General features: G+C 71.3%; 14 protein-coding genes. 4 read left to right on the top strand and 10 right to left on the bottom strand.

What is annotated here, in order from left to right; translation table 11 throughout:
* Positions 1-262 precede the first annotated feature (262 nt).
* Complete coding sequence (locus AB0E88_RS06980; RefSeq protein WP_361625163.1) at positions 263-2176, bottom strand: glycogen debranching N-terminal domain-containing protein; 1914 nt, start codon at positions 2174-2176, stop codon at positions 263-265.
* A 689-nt stretch (positions 2177-2865) separates the two neighbouring features.
* Positions 2866-4401, bottom strand: coding sequence for a DUF4192 domain-containing protein (locus AB0E88_RS06985; RefSeq protein ID WP_361625061.1), 1536 nt, complete (start codon positions 4399-4401; stop codon positions 2866-2868).
* A 205-nt stretch (positions 4402-4606) separates the two neighbouring features.
* Here AB0E88_RS06985 and AB0E88_RS06990 point away from each other — a divergent pair, with 205 nt between their 5' ends.
* Both AB0E88_RS06990 and AB0E88_RS06995 read left to right on the top strand, forming a co-directional pair.
* Positions 4607-6772 carry a RecQ family ATP-dependent DNA helicase gene (locus AB0E88_RS06990; protein WP_361625064.1) on the top strand — a complete coding sequence of 722 codons (2166 nt, stop codon included), beginning with the start codon at positions 4607-4609 and terminating at the stop codon, positions 6770-6772.
* Positions 6773-7151: 379 nt separating this feature from the next.
* The gene (locus AB0E88_RS06995) at positions 7152-7772 is read left to right on the top strand and encodes a hypothetical protein (protein WP_361625067.1); all 621 of its coding nucleotides are present in this window, start codon (positions 7152-7154) and stop codon (positions 7770-7772) included.
* A gap of 439 nt (positions 7773-8211) precedes the next feature.
* Here AB0E88_RS06995 and AB0E88_RS07000 read toward each other — a convergent pair whose 3' ends face one another.
* From AB0E88_RS07000 to AB0E88_RS07010, 3 genes are all read right to left on the bottom strand, one after another.
* Complete coding sequence (locus AB0E88_RS07000; RefSeq protein WP_361625070.1) at positions 8212-8829, bottom strand: hypothetical protein; 618 nt, start codon at positions 8827-8829, stop codon at positions 8212-8214.
* Between the two features lie 68 nt (positions 8830-8897).
* Positions 8898-9599, bottom strand: a complete 702-nt coding sequence (locus AB0E88_RS07005) for a ribonuclease HII (protein ID WP_361625073.1) — start codon at positions 9597-9599, stop codon at positions 8898-8900.
* Positions 9600-9690: 91 nt separating this feature from the next.
* Positions 9691-10314: a TetR/AcrR family transcriptional regulator gene (locus tag AB0E88_RS07010; RefSeq protein ID WP_361625076.1), complete on the bottom strand. Its 624-nt coding sequence runs from the start codon at positions 10312-10314 to the stop codon at positions 9691-9693.
* Positions 10315-10498: 184 nt separating this feature from the next.
* Here AB0E88_RS07010 and AB0E88_RS07015 point away from each other — a divergent pair, with 184 nt between their 5' ends.
* Complete coding sequence (locus AB0E88_RS07015; protein WP_361625079.1) at positions 10499-12046, top strand: MFS transporter; 1548 nt, start codon at positions 10499-10501, stop codon at positions 12044-12046.
* Positions 12047-12420: 374 nt separating this feature from the next.
* Here AB0E88_RS07015 and AB0E88_RS07020 read toward each other — a convergent pair whose 3' ends face one another.
* From AB0E88_RS07020 to AB0E88_RS07030, 3 genes are all read right to left on the bottom strand, one after another.
* Entirely contained in the window at positions 12421-13326 is a 906-nt protein-coding gene (locus tag AB0E88_RS07020) for an ADP-ribosylglycohydrolase family protein (RefSeq protein ID WP_361625082.1), read from the bottom strand.
* 12 nt (positions 13327-13338) lie between these two features.
* Positions 13339-13998 (bottom strand): histidine phosphatase family protein, encoded by a 660-nt coding sequence (locus AB0E88_RS07025; RefSeq protein ID WP_361625085.1) that lies wholly within the window; start codon positions 13996-13998, stop codon positions 13339-13341.
* A gap of 86 nt (positions 13999-14084) precedes the next feature.
* The gene (locus AB0E88_RS07030) at positions 14085-14690 is read right to left on the bottom strand and encodes a YdbC family protein (RefSeq protein WP_361625088.1); all 606 of its coding nucleotides are present in this window, start codon (positions 14688-14690) and stop codon (positions 14085-14087) included.
* Positions 14691-14843: 153 nt separating this feature from the next.
* Between AB0E88_RS07030 and AB0E88_RS07035 the strand changes: the two genes are divergently transcribed.
* On the top strand, positions 14844-15377 hold the full coding sequence (locus AB0E88_RS07035) for a TerD family protein (RefSeq protein WP_361625091.1): 534 nt from the start codon (positions 14844-14846) through the stop codon (positions 15375-15377).
* 93 nt (positions 15378-15470) lie between these two features.
* On the opposite strand, the gene AB0E88_RS07040 is transcribed toward AB0E88_RS07035, so the two are convergent.
* The gene (locus AB0E88_RS07040) at positions 15471-18365 is read right to left on the bottom strand and encodes a vitamin B12-dependent ribonucleotide reductase (protein ID WP_361625094.1); all 2895 of its coding nucleotides are present in this window, start codon (positions 18363-18365) and stop codon (positions 15471-15473) included.
* A 166-nt stretch (positions 18366-18531) separates the two neighbouring features.
* Complete coding sequence (gene nrdR, locus AB0E88_RS07045) at positions 18532-19107, bottom strand: transcriptional regulator NrdR (RefSeq protein ID WP_361625097.1); 576 nt, start codon at positions 19105-19107, stop codon at positions 18532-18534.
* Between the last annotated feature and the right edge of the window lie 302 nt (positions 19108-19409).

Here is a 19409-nt window from a genome sequence, read left to right on the forward strand (position 1 = left end):
CGGGTTCCGACCGGTCGGCCGAGGTCAGGACGCAGGAGAGGGAGGACGGAGCGGCGCGGGGCCCAGGATGGCTGATGCAGGTGTAGGTGGCTGATGCAGGTGCAGGCGGCTTCGGGCGTCGGGGCCGGGTCCGAACGGATCGGGCCCGACGCCGAGCGGATCGCGGGCGAGGCAGAGTGGATCACGGCTGAGACGATCAGGTGGCGACTCGCGCACGGTAGCCCGGACCCGGGTGCGGCCTGAACCGCAGGAGCCGGGATGTTCAGGAGCCCAGTTGGAGTCCGTCGGCCGCCTCCTCGACCATGGCCAGGCCCAGTCTGCTGACGCGTACGGAAAAGGGGGCGTCGGCCACTCGGAGGCCCGTGAGAACGAGCTCACCCAGCGGTGCGCTGGGCATGGGCCGCAAGGTCACCGTGCCGGCCGCGACGTCGGGGCGGATTCCGGCGGGGATGGTCAGCAGCAGGACCCCTGCGGCGGTCGCGGTCGCGGCAGGACGGCACGCGGCTGGATGAGGGAGTGGAAGCCTGCCCTCGGCGCGTTGCTCGCCGCCGTACATCTCGGGCAGCCGGTGCCCGAAGGCCTCCGATGCCGCCAGCAGTCCGCGCAGCAGGGAGCATGCCTCCTTCTCGTAGCCTGCTGCGGCGAGTCCGGCAACGGCCACCGCTGTCTCGTGGACCCGTACGGCGCCGCTGCGGTGACCGAACGGGTTGTATCCGGCTTCCTTCGCCGACAGGCCGCGCAGCCCCCAGCCGGAGTCCAGGGCGGGGCTGCCGAGCAGCCGGGCGAGTTGTTCGGTCTGAACGCGGTCCAGCAGCCCCTGGGCGTGCTCTCCCTCGCCGAGCAGGCCGGTGTCGAGAAGGTGGGCCGCGCCTGCCCCGAGGTGTGTGACAAGTCGGCCGTCGGGCGCACGGGCGGCCGTCGGACGGCCGCCGCCCGGATCGTCCGCCCAGAACTCCTCCCGGAACGCCGAACGAAGGGCCGCTGCCCACTGCCGCAGTTCGTCGGCGCCGGGCCTGCCGTGCGTGTCGAGCAGTTCGGCTCCGAGCAGCGCGGCGCGATGGGCATGCGCCTGCGTCTCACAGCGCGCCGGTCCTCCCTGCTGCGGGTCGCGCAGATAGGTACCGTCACGCACGGTGGCGCGCAGCCAGTGCAGGCAGCGTTCGGCGGCGGGCAGCAGCTGGTCCGTCTGCTGGTCGGGCAGTCCCCAGCGACGGGCCTCCGCCAGGAGCACGGGGAAGAGCAGGGTGGCTTCCGTGCCCGTGCAGCTCGGTGGCAGATGAGGACCCGCGTCGCGGCGCGGTCCCGGGATCAGTCCGTACCGCGGTCCCGCGGCGGTGACTTGGGTGCGGGCCAGGGCGCGCAGCGTGCCGGCGGCGAGCCGGGTGCCCAGGGGCAGCGCCATACGGGCTGCGGCAAGCGCATCGGCGGGGGCAAGGCCACAGCGCCAGGGGGCGCCGGCCGCGAGGTAGGTGTCGGCCGGGTGTACCGGGTCTCGGAGCAGAAGCGCGTGCAGGTCTTCGACGCTGGTGCGCAGCAGTTCCTGTGCTCGAGGGTCGTCGCCGTCGGCGTGTGGCGATGCGAGCGGACTTGTGGCCGTACGGCCCGCCGCGCGGAGGGGGCCCGCGCCGTCCGGCCGAACGCGCAGCTCCACGGTCGCGGTCTCGCCCGGGCGCAGTTCCAGGTCCCAGCGCAGCAGCCCGGCCGAGGCCAGGGCATCGGAGGGGGGCGGATCGGCGGTGACCGAGCTGGTGCCGGAGGGCGAGGTCCAGCGCAGACCGCCGGCGTGCACCGTGGCGGGCAGTTCGGGGCCCGCGTCGCCGGAGGCGATGGCCGCGAGGTCTGCCAGGTCGGTGCCGAGGGCCACTTCGAGGGGGAGCCGCAGGGGGCGCGGGGCGGTGCTGCGCAGGGTGATCCGCTCGGTGCCGTCGGCGCAGCGGGTTCGTTCGACGACGACGTCCGGGTCGGGGCCGCTGTGCGGGGAGGCGCGCAGTGTCGCCACGAAGCGGGCGCGGTCGGCGGAGGTCGTCCGAGCCTGCACGGTGAGCGGTTCACGCCCGGCGACCCGGACTTGGCAGCGGGACAGCAGACGCCGGCCGGCGCGGTAGATGCCGTCGAGCCCTCGGCCGGTGAGCTGCCCGTCCTGGGAGATCGCGAGACCCGGCAGGGCGACACAGATCAGGCTGGTGTGAACGGGCGGGAGATCGACCAACCGCCGTGGAGCGCCGGGCCGGGCGGGCGCCGGGGTGTCGCGGGAGATGGGTCGAGTGGCGGTCACGGAGCCGCCTGGGGTGCTCGGTGGTGCGGCCGATGCGACGGCACGCGGTGGGGTGCCCGGTGGTGCGCCCGACGCGGCGGTACGCGGTGTGCCGGGCGGCGCGGCGGCTTGGGCAGAACGAGGTGGGGGGCCCAGTGACGCGGCCGAATCAGCGGTACGTGGTGTCCCACTGGGAGTGGCGTGGTGCGTCGCCGCGGCCGGGTGTGGCTGGGGGGCGGTGGTGGAGGTCGTGGGCGGCGGGGTCGGTGCGGGGTGCGGGGTGCCGGGTGACCGGTACGACGGAGCCGTGGGTGTGTCCGGCGGGGCCGCGGACGGCGGCGTGGGCTGCTGCATGCGAGGGCTCTTTTGCGCGCGGTGCGTCTCGGGCGTGGTCGGCGCCGGGTGGGGGGCTGCGGCGGAGCGGGGTCGGTGCGGTCGTGCGCCCCGCCCTGTCGTTCCGCCACTCAGGTGAACGGAGCGGGGCTCGCCGGGGTCACGCCCGTATGAGGGTGGCCTTGTCGTGGGGCGAAGGGGGGCAGCAGCGGGTTCGCGCCCCACGTCACCGCCGTCCGTGCAACCGCCGTGTCTCCTGGCACCAGGAAGCGGCCCGCTCACCCTTCCGCCTCGGCATCTGCCCCGGCCGGCAGCGAGTCGTCCCCGGCGGCGCCTTCCTGTCGGGCGGCCGCCTTACCCGCGGCGCGTGGGCGTGTGCCGGCCGGCCGTGCGGTCCGCGGGTGCGTTCCGGCACGTGCGCGTCCCGTTCCGGGGCGTCGTCGTCGCTCGGCGGTGCCGGGCCTGGACGAGGCCTTCATCGCGGCACCGGTGACAAGCTGTGCGGCGTCCGCGTCCGTGACATCACCGAGGCCGAGGATCGGCGTCGTGGACGGCTTCTCGGCGCACGGACCCTCCGCGCTGTCTCGGCTCTCCGCCACGACGTCGGCACGCTCCGGTGAGGCCGTGGCACGTGTGCGTTCGTCCCGTTCCGTGCGCAGGCAGCGCCGGACCGACTCGGGGTCCAGCCCTTCGTTGACGGCCTGGTGGAGGAGGCGTGCGAAGACATACCCGGGGTCTGCGCCGAGTGCCATGGCGAGGGCTTCACGGGCTTCGATCTCATCGCCTGTCGACCAGGCGACCCAGCCGGCGAGGGCGAGAGGCGCCGCGGCGTGCTCGCCGTAAGGACCGACGCACCGGCGCGCGAGTGCTCGCCACAGCCGGAGCGCGGGGCCTGCTTGGTCGCCCTCCATCCACTCCGCCAGCCGGTCGCGGGTGCTGCGGTCCTGCAGGCCGAGAATCAGGGCCGCGGCTTCGTCGTGGTCCAGCAGTTCGTCGTCGCGCCGGTCCGCTGCGGCGGCGTCGGAGAGCGGTGGCGCCGCGGCCAGGCGTCGCATGACCTGTTCGGCCGAGGTGACCGTCTCCTGGGCGACCTCGCGGCCCGCGCCGTCGATGATCCTCGGGATCAGCTCCATGCTGGCGGTGTCCAGGGCCACCTCCTGTGCGAGGGCGGCGGACGTCTCCCAGGGCAGCAGGCGTGCCCGCAGCTCGCGCAGGGTGCCGCGCACCTGCACGCCGGCGTAGGCGGCCGCGGCGGCCAGCACGGAGGTGCCGGGCAGCCCCATCGGCGTTCCTTCGGAGGGGCAGCACTCGCGCTCGCAGATGTACGACCAGTAGCGGCTGTCCGAGATGCACAACGCTTCGATGACCGGCACGTCGAAGGATCCGCACTCGGTGCGGAGTTTGGCGGCGAGGGGCTCCAGGCGTTCCTTGACCTGCCGGCCCGTTTCCCCCTGTGCCGGTTCCTGGCAGAGGTAGGCGACGATCTGCACCGGCGGTGCGCCCCGCCGTCGGCTTCCGGTGATCAGTCCCCGGGCCAGTTCGTGGGCGATCGCCGGCCAGTCGTCGGGGTTGCGGGGGATGCCGAGCCGGGCTCGGCCGCCGAACCGGCCGCGTCCTCCGTGGTCGTAGAGGGCGACCAGGACGATGCTGTCCTCGGGGCGGTAGCCGAGCAGGTAGGGCAGGGCCTCGGCCAGCTCGGCGGGGGTCCGCAGGGTCACCTGGTGTGCGGGGCTGTCGTCAGGCCCGAAGGGGCCGACAAGGTGGTGGAAGGCGTCGTTTTCGAAGGATCCGGTGGTTTCGCTGTGGTTCGTCATGCGCAGACGATCTCGCGGATTTCGATGTTCCGGTTGGGGCTGTGGATAAGTCCGGTCAGGGACGCGTCAACAAGGCGCTGAACGTTCGCCACGATCCCTCTCGCGAAGCCGAGTTCTGGACGGGAGACCGAGCCCGGGCGGGAAGCATGAGCGAGCCCTCGGCCGCCGGGCCCGGATTGTCAGTGGCGTCCTGTTGGATGGACACATGGAGCACACGAGCAACGCGGATCTCCGGAAGGCCGCCGACGCGGTCCTCGCCCGTCTCGTCGGGGACCCCACCGGCGCGGCGCGACTGCGCGAGGACCAGTGGCGGGCGATCGAGGCGCTCGTCGCGGACAGACGCCGTGCCCTGGTCGTGCAGCGGACGGGCTGGGGAAAGTCCGCGGTCTACTTCGTGGCGACCTCGCTGTTGCGGGCCCGGGGCAGCGGGCCCACGGTCATCGTCTCCCCGCTGCTCGCTTTGATGCGCAACCAGGTGGAGGCGGCGGCCCGGGCCGGCATCACGGCCCGCACGATCAACTCCGCCAACACGGAGGAGTGGGGGACGGTACAGGCCGAGATCGCCGCCGGTGAGGTGGATGTGCTCCTGGTCAGCCCGGAGCGGCTCAACAACCCCGACTTCCGCGACCAGGTTCTGCCCGCCCTCGCGGCCGCCACCGGCCTTCTCGTGGTGGACGAGGCGCACTGCATCTCCGACTGGGGGCACGACTTCCGGCCGGACTACCGGCGGCTGCGGACCATGCTCGCGGATCTGCCCGCCGGGGTGCCGGTGCTGGCGACGACGGCCACCGCCAACGCCCGCGTGACCGCCGATGTCGCCGAGCAGCTCGGCACCGGCGACGCCTCCGACGCCCTGGTGCTGCGCGGTCCGCTGGACCGGGACAGCCTGACGCTGGGCGTGCTGCGGCTGCCGGACGCCGCGCACCGGATCGCGTGGCTCGCCGACCATCTCGACGATCTGCCGGGCTCGGGCATCATCTACACGCTCACCGTGGCCGCCGCCGAGGAGGTGACCGCGTTCCTTCGGCATCGCGGTCACACCGTCGCGTCGTACACCGGGCGGACCGAGAACGCGGAGCGGCAGCAGGCCGAGGACGACCTGCTCGGCAACAAGGTGAAAGCCCTGGTCGCCACCTCCGCCCTGGGCATGGGCTTCGACAAGCCCGACCTCGGCTTCGTCGTCCACCTCGGTTCGCCCTCCTCACCGATCGCCTACTACCAGCAGGTCGGCCGCGCCGGCCGCGGTGTGGAGCACGCCGAGGTGCTGCTCCTGCCCGGCAAGGAGGACGAGGCGATCTGGGAGTACTTCGCCTCCCTCGCCTTTCCTTCGGAGGACCTGGTGCGCCGGACGCTCGACGTCCTCGGGCGTGCCGAGGGGCCCGTGTCCCTGCCGGCGCTGGAGCCCCTGGTGGAGCTGCGCCGGTCGCGGCTGGAGACCATGCTCAAGGTGCTCGACGTGGACGGGGCGGTGAAGCGGGTCAAGGGCGGCTGGATCGCGACCGGGCAGCCGTGGACGTACGACGCGGAGCGCTATGCCTGGGTCGCACGGCAGCGCAAGGCGGAGCAGCAAGCGATGCGCGAGTACGCCTCGACAACGGGCTGCCGCATGGAGTTCCTGCAGCGGCAACTGGACGACGAGGGTGCCAAGCCGTGCGGCCGATGCGACAACTGCGCGGGATCCCGTTTCACGGCCGACACCACGGCGTCCGCGGTGGACGCGGCGCGCGTCGACCTCGGCAGGGCCGGTATCGAGGTGGAGCCGCGGCGCATGTGGCCGACGGGCCTGCCGGCGATCGGCATCGAACTCAAGGGGCGCATTCCAGCCGGGGAACAGGCCGGTCCCGGGCGGGCGTTGGGACGTCTTTCGGACATCGGCTGGGGCAACCGGCTGCGACCGCTGCTGGCGCCCCAGACGCCCGACGGGCCGGTTCCGGACGATGTCGCGAAGGCTGTGATCGGCGTGCTGGCCGACTGGGCCAAGGGACCCGGCGGCTGGGCCTCGGGGGCGGCGGACGCCCCGCCCCGCCCGGCCGGCGTGATCACCATCGCGTCGCGCAGCCGACCGCAGTTGATCGGTTCGCTCGGCGCGCGCATCGCTGAAGTGGGGCGGCTGCCTCTGCTGGGGTCGGTCGAGTACACACCCGATGCCGCTCCGGTCGCGCGCAGCAACAGCGCCCAGCGCCTCAAGGCGCTCACGAGCACGCTTGAGGTGCCGCCGGCAGTGGCCGCCGCCCTGGGAGAAGCTCAGGGTCCGGTTCTCCTAGTCGACGACTTCACCGAAACGGGCTGGACGCTGGCGGTCGCCGCCCGGCTGCTCCGACGGGCCGGAGCAACCGGGGTGCTGCCGCTCGTCCTGGCGGTGCAGGGCTGAGCCACCGGCTCGGCGCGAAGGAGCGAGCCGGCCCGCCCCGGCGGCCCGCCCTGCGCGCCGGGCCACCGGAGCCCTCGCCGCCCAGGCTGCCCTCGGTGCCACGGCCGTTTCTCACTCTCCGTGGCGTCTTCCGGCCGGGCCGTGGCGGTGCATCAGCGGCCGGGAACGGGGGAAGAAATACAACGCCGAGATATAAGCCTCACACCAGCTCATACCGGTCTGTGGCCCCAATTGCTCGTTGCCGCATCCCAGTTCGACAGGAAGAATTGAAGTCCGCTCCCCGCGCGGCTCGCCCGTGGTCCGGCAGAGCTCTGCTGCGGTGTGGGCTCCCCCGAATCCGACTCGCCCGCAGTGTGGGCGCGTAGCCGAAGGGAGGAACGTGACCTTCGGATTCGCTCCGTCCTCCGCGGCGTCCTTGTCGACGTCCGCGTCCGCCGCGTCCACCGGCCGCATGCTCGAACCCGCCGAGTGGGCCGCCGCGGGAATCCCTCTGCTGCGCAACCCCAGAGAAGTCGTCAGCGGACTGCACGCCCGGCACCAGCCCGGGCCGTCGACCGCGATCGTGGCCGTTCTCGACCCCGACGAGCGGCTGCGGGCGAGCGCGTCGTTCACCCGCCGCGCCGCACCGGCGGACGGCTGGCAGTTCCGCAACGCGCTCCTGTCCCAACTGCGCCGGGTGATCCCGCACGATCTGCGACGCCGCACTCCGGTGCGCACCGCCGTGCTGCTGTACTGCCGTGAGGGCGACGCGCGTTGGACGGAGGAGGACGGCGCGTGGATGTGGGGCCTGCGTGACGCCTGCACCTTGCACGGGCTGCGCTGCGGGGCGTACATCACTCTGACCCGCGACGGCTGGCAGGTCCTCGGCGAAGGACGCGGCGGCCGCCGCCCCCACGCCTCCTCGGCGCCGGAACCCTTCGCGACGGCCGAGGCACCGCCTCACCTGCCTCGCACGGGCGGCGTCGCCTCGGAGATCCTGCGCCGGGCAGCGGCCCGCTGACCCGACCGGGCCGACTTGGCCGACCGGAGCCGTCGAAGACGCGCCGAGGCCGTCGAGCACGGCGGGCCCATGACCCACCGCCGCGTGCGGCGTCACGGCCCGGGCTTCGCACGACTCGGACAAGGTGCCACTCCCCCAGCCGGGCCCGCCCGCTCGCCGGCAGGTCGCCCGCTCCCGAGCCGGGCTCCCGCCCACTCTCCTGCCGGGCTCCTGCGCCGAGCCCGGCCGAGCGTGCGCGGGCTGGCCAGATCCACGCCGTACGACGGCGCGGACGCGGGAAAACCCGGCCCCTCGAGCGGCCGCAGCCGCTGTCGACCAGCGGGTACGGCACACCCCGGGGCGGCATGGCCCGCGAGGGCCCCCCGGCAGCCGCCGGCCACCCTCCCGGTCCCGCCCGTCACGGGGCCGCGGACATGTGGCCGAAGCCGTCGGCCGGCCGTCAGACTCCGACGCCCAGCACCGCGTTGATCTTCTGCGGGTCACCGCAGACGATCAGCAGGGCACCGGCCTTGCCGTGCGCGAGGGACAGCGCGGTCGCGGCAGCGGCGTCGGTCCCACCGTTGAGCGCGACGACGATCACGGGCCGGGACGCAGCACGGCCGGCCACGGCGGCGTCGGCGTAGAAGACGTCGTCGCGCGCGTCGTGCTGCGCCCAGTACGACGTCTCGCCGAACGAGAGCTCGTGGGTGGCCCACGGGTGCTGCTCTCCGGTGGTGACCACCAGGACGTCACCGGGGGCGCGTCCTGTTTCGAGCAGCAGGTCCAGGGCCTCCTCGGCGGCGTCGAGGGCACCCTCGACCGATGCCGGGATCAGCTGGATCTGCGGGGCCGCCGGGGCGGCCGTAGCCGGGGTCGGCTGGGCCGGAACCCCTTCGCGGGGCGTGCGCTGCACCGGAGGCGCGGGCCGCAGGGGCCCGGGACGGCCGGGGCGGGCCGGAGCCGCGGGGCGGGGGCCGGGTACGGGGCGAGGGGTCGGCGCGGTGCGGCCACTGGCCGGAGTGGCGCGGGGACCCTGGGCACTCTCGTGAATCTGAGGCTCCTCGGGAATGAGAGGCATGGGCTGATATTTATCAAACGTTGGTGCGGCTCAGGTGAACGGGGGGCACATGAGTGCGAGCGAAACGGTCAGAAATCGAAGCCGAGCTGGCCCTCGATCTCCGGAACGCTCCCGTCCGCCCAGCTGCGGGCCTTCTTGAGGTGCCGCCACTGGGGCAGCGCATCAAGATACGCCCACGACAACCGGTGGTGAGGGGTGGGCCCCCACTCGGCCAGTGCGGCCTTGTGCACGGGCGATGGATACCCGGCGTTGTCCGCAAAACCGAAGTGTGCATGTTCGACACCCAGTTCGGCCATCATTTTGTCGCGCTGGACCTTGGCGATGACCGAGGCCGCCGCGACCGCCACACACGAACGGTCCCCCTTGATCACCGTGCGAACCTGCCACGGTGTGCCGAGGTAGTCGTGCTTCCCGTCGAGGATCACCGCGTCGGGGCGCACCGGCAGGGCGTCCAGAGCCCGTCCCGCGGCGAGCCGCAGCGCGGCGGTCATCCCCAGGTCGTCGATCTCCTCCGGGGTGGCGTGCCCCAGGGCGTACGCCGTGACCCACTTCTGCAGCGCCTGCGAGAGCGCGTTGCGTCGCTTGACGGTGAGCAGTTTGGAGTCGGTGAGCCCCTCGGGGGGACGGCGCAATCCGGTGACCGCCGCGCAGACGGTGACGGGACCGGCCCAGGCGCCGCGCCCCACCTCGTCGACACCGGCGATGACCTTCGCTCCGGTCGTGGCGCGCAGGGAGCGCTCGACGGTGTGAGTAGGTGCTTCGTACGGCATGGCGCCCTTAGCGTACGCCGCCGTGATCCTTGAGCGACACCCCGGTCCCCCTCCCGGCGACCAGCCCCCGTGACGTGCCCGCGCCGCGTCGTCAGTCCACGCCCGGTCGCAGCAGCGGAAGCATCAACTGGTCGATCATCTCTGCGATGTCGTGATCGCCCCATTCGCTGGCGCACATCTTGGCGCGGTACATCATCATGGCCGGAATGGCGTCCAAGACATAGCTGTTCGCGGCGCCGGCCCGGACCTCGCCCCGCTCGATGCCACGCTCGATGATCTCCCGCAGCAGCTCCAGCATCGGCTGGACCACTCCGTCGACGATGACCGTGTGGAAGCGCTCGGCCTGCATCGGATCGCATTCGTGAATCACCGATCGCAGGGCGAGTCCGGGGAGCGAGAACATCGCGTCGCGGGAGCTCCGGCACAGGGCCAGCAGGTCCTCCCGCACGCTGCCGAGATCAGGGGCGCCGTCCAGTACCGGCAGTCCGGCCTGCAGTGCGTCGGCGACCAGGTCCTCCTTGGACGGCCAGCGACGGTAGACCGCCGCCTTGCCGGTCTGGGCGCCGGCGGCGACGCCCTCCATCGTGAGGCCCTTCCAGCCGACCGTGCCGAGCTGCTCCAGCGCGGCGTCGAGGATGGCGCGTTCGAGTACGGCGCCGCGCCTGCGGGAAGCGGCCGACCGAGCGGGGGCGGCCGTCCAGCGCGAGGTAACCATCCGAGTGTCTCCAGCGGGCAAAGAGAGCGGGTGCAGCGGGCAACGCGGCTCGCGACACAGGAGTGGGGCGGGGGACACGCCGTACAGCCCACCAATAAGTGAACGCTTGCGTTCTCTATGGGGGCTCACTACCGTGGACGCGACAGTGAACGACATCGTTCACTAAGGCTCTTGTGGGGGACCCATGGCCACTACCTCTCAACTCGTCCAGGACCAGAAACCAGGTGCGGCCCGCCGGGAGGGGCATCCCGGCATCGCGCTCACCGTCATCGCGGCCTGCCAACTCATGGTGGTACTCGACGCGACGATTGTGAACATCGCGCTTCCGCACATTCAAGACGCACTCAAGTTCAGCACCACCGATCTGACCTGGGTGGTCAGCGCCTACACGCTCACCTTCGGCGGACTTCTCCTGCTCGGCGCCCGGGCCGGCGACATCCTCGGCCGGCGCCGCGTCTTCATGACCGGCATCCTGCTGTTCACCTTCGCCTCCCTGCTGGGCGGACTGGCCCAGGAGCCCTGGCAGCTCCTCGCGGCCCGGGCCCTGCAGGGAGTGGGCGGGGCGATCGCGTCGCCGACGTCGCTGGCGCTGATCACCACGACGTTTCCCGAGGGCCCGGAGCGCAACCGGGCCTTCGGCGTCTTCGCCGCAGTCTCCGCGGGCGGCGGCGCGATCGGCCTGCTGGCCGGAGGCATGCTCACGGAGTGGCTGGACTGGCGGTGGGTGCTGTTCGTCAACCTGCCCATCGGCCTGCTGATCGCCGCACTCACACCGCTGTACATCAGCGAGTCCCAGCGCCATCCGGGACGCTTCGACATCGCCGGGGCACTGACCTCGACGGCCGGTATGGCATCCCTGGTGTACGGCTTCATCCGCGCCGCGGAGGAGGGCTGGAGGGACAGTCTGACCCTCGGCTCGTTCGCCGCCGCACTCGTGCTGCTGGTCGCCTTCGTGTTCACCGAGAGGCGGGCGAAGGAGCCGATCACGCCCCTGCGGATGTTCACCGACCGCAATCGCTCCGGCACCTACGTGATCATGCTGAGCCTGGCCGCGGCGATGTTCGGGATGTTCTTCTACATCGTGCTGTTCGTGCAGAACGTGCTCGGATACAGCCCGATCAAGGCCGGTCTCGCCTTCTTGCCCGTGACCGTCGCGATCGCCGTCGGCGCGGGTCTCTCGCAGCGCTTCCTGCCCGTACTGGGCCCGAAGCCGTTCCTGCTCACGGGCTCGGCACTGGTGGCGGTCGGGCTGGCCTGGCAGTCCCTCATCGACCCGGACAGCACCTACGTCGGCGGCGTCCTCGGCCCGATGCTGATCTTCGGCTTCGGTATGGGCCTGAACTTCGTGACCGTCACGGTGACGGCCGTCTCCGGCGTCGCCCAGCACGAGGCGGGCGCGGCGTCCGGATTGTTGAACGCGACGCAGCAGGTGGGCGGTTCGCTCGGGCTTTCCATCCTGACCACCGTGTTCGGCTCGGCGAGCAGGGACGAGGCGAAGAAGCAGGTGCCCGATTTCCTGGCCAACGCGACGGCGCAGCAGAAGGCGGAATTCGCCAAGACGCACCAGCTGCCTGCGCCCTGGGGGCACGAGGTTCTCGCCCACGGAATTTCCGCGGCCTTCGTCCCTGCCGCGGCCATGGCGGTTCTCGCCCTGGTCGTCGCATGGGTGGTGATCCGGGTCCGCAAGAGCGACCTGGAGGCACTGGCGGGAACGGCCGGACCGATGGCCTGATCCGCCGGAGCGCCCTGATCCGGAGGGGCCCGCTCCCGCACCGGGCCGCGGATGGCCGCACCGCGACAGAAGGACCGACATCGGCCACGCCGGTCCGGCCATCCGCACCCCTCCGGCCCCCAGGGCGGCCGACACGAACGACACCAGCACCGGAATCAGAACCAGAACGAGAACCAGCATCCCCATGACAACCACCCCCGCTCCGTCGGTGCCGCCTCCGTGCGGCGCGCTTGCCGCCGCGCTCGATCTCAGCGACTGACGGGACAACGCTCGCCGATTACACAGAGTTCCCGCCTTGAACGGAGAGTTTCCATCTGCACGTAGGCGGCGGCCCGCACGTGGGCGGCGGCCCCGCAACGGGCAGCCGGCACCCCTCACACGGACAGCGGCACCCAGCCCGGCAGTTCCTCCGTCCGCTCCACCCACGCCCCGGGCGGTCCGCCGGCCTTCCCGCCGCCCAGCACCCCGCCCACGATGGCGCACGTGGTGTCGACGTCACCGCCCACCTGGGCGGTGGTCCAGAAAGCCTGCTCGAAGGCGCCGAGGGACCGCGCGGCCGACCAGAGGGCGAACGGAACCGTGTCGTGGGCGCTCGTACGACGACCGCAACCGAGCACCGCGGCGACGGTAGCGGCGTCGCCGTAGTCGAGCATGTCCCGCGCCCGTCGCAGGCCCTGCCCGACGGCGCTCTTGGGCACGAGCGCGACCACCCCGTCCAGCAGCGCCTCGGCGCTCGGCGGACCGCCCGGAGCGGCGGCGAGTGCGGCAGCCGCGGCCACGGCCATGGCGCCGACCACGGCCTCGCGGTGCTGGTGCGTCGGGTACGCGGAGATCTCGGCCTGGTGGGTGGCCTGCTCGGGATCGTCGGCGTACCAGGCGCCCAGCGGCGCGATCCGCATCGCGGCGCCGTTGCCCCAGGAACCCTGCCCCTTGAAGAGCGCGGCGGACAGCTCACGCCAGTCGCCGCCCTCGCGGATCAGCCGCAGCAGACGGTTGACGGCGGGGCCGTAACCGCGGTCGAAGTCGTGGTGCTCGGCGAAGGAGCGGGCCAGGGCGTCCTGGTCGATGCGCTGGTGGGCGGCGAGGACGGCGACCACGGAGCAGGCCATCTCCGTGTCGTCCGTCCACTGCCACGGGCCCGGCGGCAGCTCGCGGCTCTTCAGCAGCGGATAGTTCGCGGGAACGAAGAACTGGGAGCCCAGCGCGTCCCCCACCGCCAGTCCGCGCAGGCTGTTCAGGGCACGGACCAGGCGCCCGTCGAGAGAGGAATCAGCGGTCATCGCCCTGCCACTCTATCCGGTGATCCCGTAGGGTTCCGGATCTCGCCAACGGTCGAACGGCCGGTCGAGCGCGTACTTGCCGTCGTCCCCGAGAACGAGCATCCGCGTCTCGCCGTTCCCCGGGTTGGACAGCGACTCGAACTCGGCGACGGTCCAGTGGAACCAGCGCATGCAGAACAGGCGCATGGCCAGGCCGTGCGTCACGATCAGCACGTTCTGCGGGTGGTCCGGGGCTTCGAAGCTGCGGAACAAGCTCTCCAGGAAGCCGCCGACCCGGTCGTAGACGTCGGCGCCGCTCTCCCCCTGGGCGAAGCGGTAGAAGAAGTGGCCGTAGGCGTCCCGGTAGGCCTTCTGCAGGCGGACGTCGTCGCGGTCCTGCCAGTTCCCCCAGTCCTGCTCGCGCAGGCGGGGCTCCTCCCGCACGCGTATGAGCTCCTGATCGAGGTGGAAGGCGCGCAGCGTCTCGTGCGTACGGCGATAGGGCGACACGTAGACGCTGACCCGCTCCTGGCCGAAGAGCTCGCGCAGTCGTTTGCCGGTCTCCGCGGCCTGCTGCCAGCCCCGCTCGGTGAGCGCCAGGGCGTGATCGGGTTCGCGTTCGTACACGGTGTCATCAACGTTGCCGGTTGACTCACCGTGCCGGACAAGGACGATGCGCCGTGGTCGTGCCATGCCGAAACCCTAGATCGGGTGACGACCGACCCGGTAATCGGACCGGATCCATACGGCGTAGGTCACATCGGGCAGGCACCGGCGGGTCACACCGTCCAGGTGGGTTCCAGCTCCACGATCTCACCCGACAGAGAGGCGATGTCCGCTTCCGTCTGGGCGCGCAGGGCCAGGCGTTCCACTCGCTCGGTGCGGTACTTGCCGTGCTCGGCGGCCGACCGCCACATGGACAGCACCAGGAACTCGTGCCCGGGGGCCTCGGCGAACAGCCCGCGGATCATGCCGGGCGAACCGGCCATCGCGGGGTTCCAGACCTTTTCCTGCATCAGCGTGAAGTGCTCGACGCGCTCCTCGTTGACGCGGCACAGGGCGGCCCGGATGAGGTCGGCGTCCGTGAAGCGCGGCTCGAAGCCGGTCTTCACGTCGAAGCGGTAGTCGAAGAGCCGGACCTGCGCGTCCTTGAAGGTGCCGGCCTGCGCGGCTGCCAGCCGGTCGTGGGAGCGGGCCATGAAGGAGTCGTAGAAGGCGCGGCTCTCCCAGAAGGCGAAGAGGTTCGCCACCTCGGGGCGTTTCCGGCTCCAGCCACCGCCCTGCCCTCTGAAGCCCGGCTCCCCCAGAAGCCCCGCCCATTTCCGCTGCCCCCGCTCGAAGCCGCGGCGGTCCACCACGGTGCAGCGAATCCACTTGACCAGCACCGCGCCATCGTAAGGCCAGGGAACGTGGCAGGGGTCACTGTCCGGCTGACTGTGCTCGTACGAGCAGGTACGCGCGCGTGGCAGGATGGACAACCTGCCCTGCCCGGCGGGCAGTTAGGGCGGGGGTGGTCCGGCAGTCGGAAGGGGGAGTCCGTGAACGGCCTCAGCAAGGGAATCCGCAAGGTCGAGGTCGCACTCAAGTGGGATCCGAGTCCGGCGGGGCAGCCGCCGGCCGACCTGGACCTGGTCGCCGGGACGTACACGGCGGACGAGCCGTACGGCGATCCAGCCTATGTCGTCCACTTCGACAGCCGCTCGCCCGACGGCACGATCTACCTCAACCGCGACAGCAGGGACGGCAAGGGCTTCGGCTGGGACGAGGTCATGACGCTCGAGCTGGACCGGCTCGACAGCCGGTACGCGCGCGTGGTCGTCGGTGCGGTCATCCAGCAGCGCTCCGCCCACCGCACGTTCATCGGGGTGCTCAACCCGGGTCTGCGGATCCGCGAGGGATACACGGACCTCTTCGAGGACGACTTCCGTGAAGTGCTCGGGGCCACGGCGGCCACGGTCGCCGAGTTCGTCCGCGACACCTCCGGCGAGTGGGCGTTCCGTCCCGGCGTGCACGGTTTCGAGGAGGACCCCGCGGACTTCGCGAGGGTGATGGGGCGGATACGGCCGTCCTGAACACGGGAGCGGGAAACACCGCGGGGCGGTGGGACCGGATGTCCGGTCCCACCGCCCCGCGGTCAGCCGATGCGCGCCGTGCCGGCGCTCACCTCAGCTGCAGCCGCTGGTCGAGCCGCAGCCCTCGCAGATGTAGCAGGAACCGGCCCGCTGCATCTTCGTACCGCAGGAGAAGCACAGCGGGGCGTCGGCCTGGATGCCCAGCTGCATCTCCACCAGTTCCGCGTTGGTGTGCGCCTGCTGCGGGGCGGCCTTGGTCGCACCGGCGTCCGTCTGCGGCGTGGCCACGGCCTTCAGCTCCTGGGCGCGCGGCGCCGACTGGGCCAGGCCCTCGACGTCGACCTCGTCGTCGGCCGGCTCGTAGGAGCCGGTCTCGAGGTGGCGCTGACGCTCCTCGGCGGAGTGGATGCCGAGGGCGGAGCGGGTCTCGAAGGGCAGGAAGTCCAGCGCCAGGCGGCGGAAGATGTAGTCGACGATCGACTGGGCCATCCGCACGTCCGGGTCGTCGGTCATGCCGGCCGGCTCGAAGCGCATGTTGGTGAACTTCGAGACGTACGTCTCGAGCGGCACGCCGTACTGCAGACCGACGGAGACGGCGATGGAGAAGGCGTCCATCATGCCCGCGAGGGTGGAGCCCTGCTTGGACATCTTCAGGAAGACCTCACCGAGACCGTCGTCCGGGTAGGAGTTGGCGGTCATGTAGCCCTCGGCGCCGCCGACCGTGAAGGACGTGGTGATCCCGGGACGGCCCTTGGGCAGGCGCTTGCGGACCGGGCGGTACTCGATGACCTTCTCGACCGTCTCGCGGATGGTCGCCTCGGCCTTCTCCGTGACCTCGGCCTTCTCCTTCTCCTTGCTCTTGGCGGAGAGCGGCTGGCCGACCTTGCAGTTGTCGCGGTAGATCGCGAGCGCCTTGACGCCGAGCTTCCAGGCCTCGAAGTAGATCTCCTCGACCTCCTCGACGGTCGCCGTCTCCGGCATGTTGACCGTCTTGGAGATGGCGCCGGAGATCCACGGCTGGATCGCGGCCATCATGCGGACGTGGCCCATCGGGGAGATGGCGCGCTCGCCCATGGCGCAGTCGAACACCTCGTAGTGCTCCGGCTTGAGGCCGGGGGCGTCGATCACATTGCCGTTCTCGGCGATGTGGGCGACGATCGCCTCGATCTGCTCCTCCTGGTAGCCCAGGCGGCGCAGGGCCTGCGGGACGGTGCCGTTGACGATCTGCATCGAGCCGCCGCCGACCAGCTTCTTGAACTTCACGAGCGCCAGGTCGGGCTCGACACCGGTGGTGTCGCAGGACATCGCCAGACCGATGGTGCCGGTCGGGGCGAGCACGGACGCCTGGGCGTTACGGAAACCGTTCTTCTCGCCGAGGCGGACGACGTCCTGCCAGGCCTCCGTGGCGGCGGCCCACACCGGCGTGTCCAGGTCGTCCATGCGGACGGCCTTGCCGTTGGCGTCGGCGTGCTGCTTCATGACGCGCTTGTGGGCGTCGGCGTTGCGGGCGTAGCCGTCGTAGGGACCGACGACCGCGGCCAGCTCGGAGGAGCGGCGGTAGGCCGTGCCGGTCATCAGGGAGGTGATGGCACCGGCGAGGGCGCGGCCGCCGTCGGAGTCGTAGGCGTGGCCGGTGGCCATGAGCAGGGCGCCGAGGTTGGCGTAGCCGATGCCGAGCTGGCGGAACGCGCGCGTGTTCTCGCCGATCTTCTGGGTCGGGAAGTCCGCGAAGCAGATCGAGATGTCCATCGCGGTGATGACCAGCTCGACGACCTTCTGGAAGCGCTCGGTCTCGAAGGACTGGTTGCCCTTGCCGTCGTCCTTGAGGAACTTCATCAGGTTCAGCGAGGCGAGGTTGCAGGACGTGTTGTCCAGGTGCATGTACTCGCTGCACGGGTTCGACGCGGTGATCCGGCCGGACTCGGGGCAGGTGTGCCAGGTGTTGATCGTGTCGTCGTACTGGATGCCCGGGTCGGCGCAGGCCCAGGCGGCCTCGGCGATCTTGCGGAAGAGCGACTTGGCGTCGACCTCCTCGATGACCTCGCCGGTCATGCGGGCGCGCAGGCCGAACTTGCCGCCCTGCTCGACGGCCGTCATGAACTCGTCGTTCACGCGGACGGAGTTGTTGGCGTTCTGGTACTGGACGGACGTGATGTCGTCGCCGCCCAGGTCCATGTCGAAGCCCGCGTCGCGCAGGACGCGGATCTTCTCCTCTTCCTTGACCTTGGTCTCGATGAAGTCCTCGATGTCGGGGTGATCGACGTCGAGCACGACCATCTTGGCGGCGCGGCGGGTGGCACCACCGGACTTGATGGTGCCGGCGGAGGCGTCGGCGCCGCGCATGAAGGAGACGGGACCGGAGGCGTTGCCGCCGGAGGACAGCAGCTCCTTGGAGGAGCGGATGCGGGAGAGGTTCAGGCCGGCGCCGGAGCCGCCCTTGAAGATCATGCCCTCTTCCTTGTACCAGTCGAGGATCGACTCCATGGAGTCGTCGACGGACAGGATGAAGCAGGCGGAGACCTGCTGGGGCTGCTTGGTGCCGACGTTGAACCAGACGGGGCTGTTGAAGCTGAAGATCTGGTGCAGCAGGGCGTAGGCCAGCTCGTGCTCGAAGATCTCGGCGTCCGCGGGCGAGGCGAAGTACTGGTGGTCCTCGCCGGCCTTGCGGTACGTCTTCACGATGCGGTCGATCAGCTGCTTGAGGCTGGTCTCGCGCTGCGGCGTGCCGACGGCACCCCGGAAGTACTTGCTGGTGACGATGTTGACCGCGTTCACCGACCAGAAGTCGGGGAACTCGACGCCACGCTGCTCGAAGTTGACCGAGCCGTCGCGCCAGTTGGTCATGACGACGTCACGGCGCTCCCAGGCCACCTCGTCGTACGGGTGCACGCCGGGGGTGGTGTGGATGCGCTCGATACGCAGCCCCTTGGTGCCCTTGGCGCCCTTTGCTCGGGAACCTCGTGCCGGACCGCTCGCCGTCTCTGTCATGCCGCCTCCCTGGTACGGGCAAAACGCCCTGAAGTGCCCCGATGTTCCCGTGGCACGGTGTTCTGTCTGGTGCTGCGGGCACCCTCTCGCTGCCGCCCGCAACAGGTCTTCGTGTCGCCGCCGCCCACCGGACCCGGAAGGTCTGCTCCCGCGTCCGGCCCGTCGGTCAGTCGGCGGCGCTCGCGGGCTCGGGGACCTGGACCGCCCCCGAGGACCCGCGTTCGTTTTCCGGGCTCCCCGCGCCGGCGTCGGCGCCCGCGTCGCCCTCGCGGTCCTCGTCGACCGCGGCGGGGCGTCCCGTCTGTTCCCTGAGTTCCGCGATGGCGGCGTCGAAGTCCTCGAGCGATTCGAACGCCCGGTAGACCGAGGCGAACCGCAGGTAGGCGACGAGGTCGAGCTCCTGCAACGGGCCGAGTATGGCCAGGCCCACGTCGTGGGTGGTCAGCTCGGCGCTCCCGGTGGCCCGCACGGCCTCCTCGACCCGCTGGCCGAGCAGAGCGAGCGCGTCCTCGGTGACAGGCCTTCCCTGGCATGCCTTGCGCACACCGTTGATGACCTTGGTGCGACTGAAGGGCTCGGTGACTCCGGACCGCTTGACCACCATCAGTGAGCACGTCTCCACCGTCGTGAAACGACGGGAGCAGTCTGGGCACTGACGGCGCCGGCGGATGGACGTGCCGTCGTCGGTCGTACGGCTGTCGACGACACGGCTGTCGGGGTGCCTGCAGAAGGGGCAGTGCATGAACTCCCAACCCTCCTCACAGCAGACTCAATAGCCTCGCCGGGCCTCATGAGCCCCGCGAAGCAGCCCCCAGCATAGGCGATCGCCGCGGGCTCTGAGACCAGGGGGACCACAACTTGTGGGCTGCTGTAGCCATCCAACCACTAGATGTGGGGATTGGCGCATACATCCACACCACACGCGCGTGTCGCGCCAGGTGGCGGCTCCGCGCACGGCCGGCAAGCGGCTCCGTGCGCCACCGGCGCACTGCCCCGCACGCCGCAGGAAAGCGACTCTCCCCCGCCGAGACCCCGCTGCGCCGG

Origin of the sequence: Streptomyces sp. NPDC028635 (assembly GCF_040637635.1) — a bacterium.
Classification (GTDB): Bacteria; Actinomycetota; Actinomycetes; order Streptomycetales; family Streptomycetaceae; genus Streptomyces.

Bases quoted from the DNA above. Each gene is read 5' to 3' on its own strand.
- AB0E88_RS06985 (WP_361625061.1), bottom strand. From the start codon at position 4,401: ATGACGAACCACAGCGAAACCACCGGATCCTTCGAAAACGACGCCTTC.
- AB0E88_RS06990 (WP_361625064.1), top strand. From the start codon at position 4,607: ATGGAGCACACGAGCAACGCGGATCTCCGGAAGGCCGCCGACGCGGTC.
- AB0E88_RS07000 (WP_361625070.1), bottom strand. From the start codon at position 8,829: ATGCCTCTCATTCCCGAGGAGCCTCAGATTCACGAGAGTGCCCAGGGT.
- AB0E88_RS07005 (WP_361625073.1), bottom strand. From the start codon at position 9,599: ATGCCGTACGAAGCACCTACTCACACCGTCGAGCGCTCCCTGCGCGCC.
- AB0E88_RS07010 (WP_361625076.1), bottom strand. From the start codon at position 10,314: ATGGTTACCTCGCGCTGGACGGCCGCCCCCGCTCGGTCGGCCGCTTCC.
- AB0E88_RS07015 (WP_361625079.1), top strand. From the start codon at position 10,499: ATGGCCACTACCTCTCAACTCGTCCAGGACCAGAAACCAGGTGCGGCC.
- AB0E88_RS07020 (WP_361625082.1), bottom strand. From the start codon at position 13,326: ATGACCGCTGATTCCTCTCTCGACGGGCGCCTGGTCCGTGCCCTGAAC.
- AB0E88_RS07025 (WP_361625085.1), bottom strand. From the start codon at position 13,998: ATGGCACGACCACGGCGCATCGTCCTTGTCCGGCACGGTGAGTCAACC.
- AB0E88_RS07040 (WP_361625094.1), bottom strand. From the start codon at position 18,365: ATGACAGAGACGGCGAGCGGTCCGGCACGAGGTTCCCGAGCAAAGGGC.
- nrdR (WP_361625097.1), bottom strand. From the start codon at position 19,107: ATGCACTGCCCCTTCTGCAGGCACCCCGACAGCCGTGTCGTCGACAGC.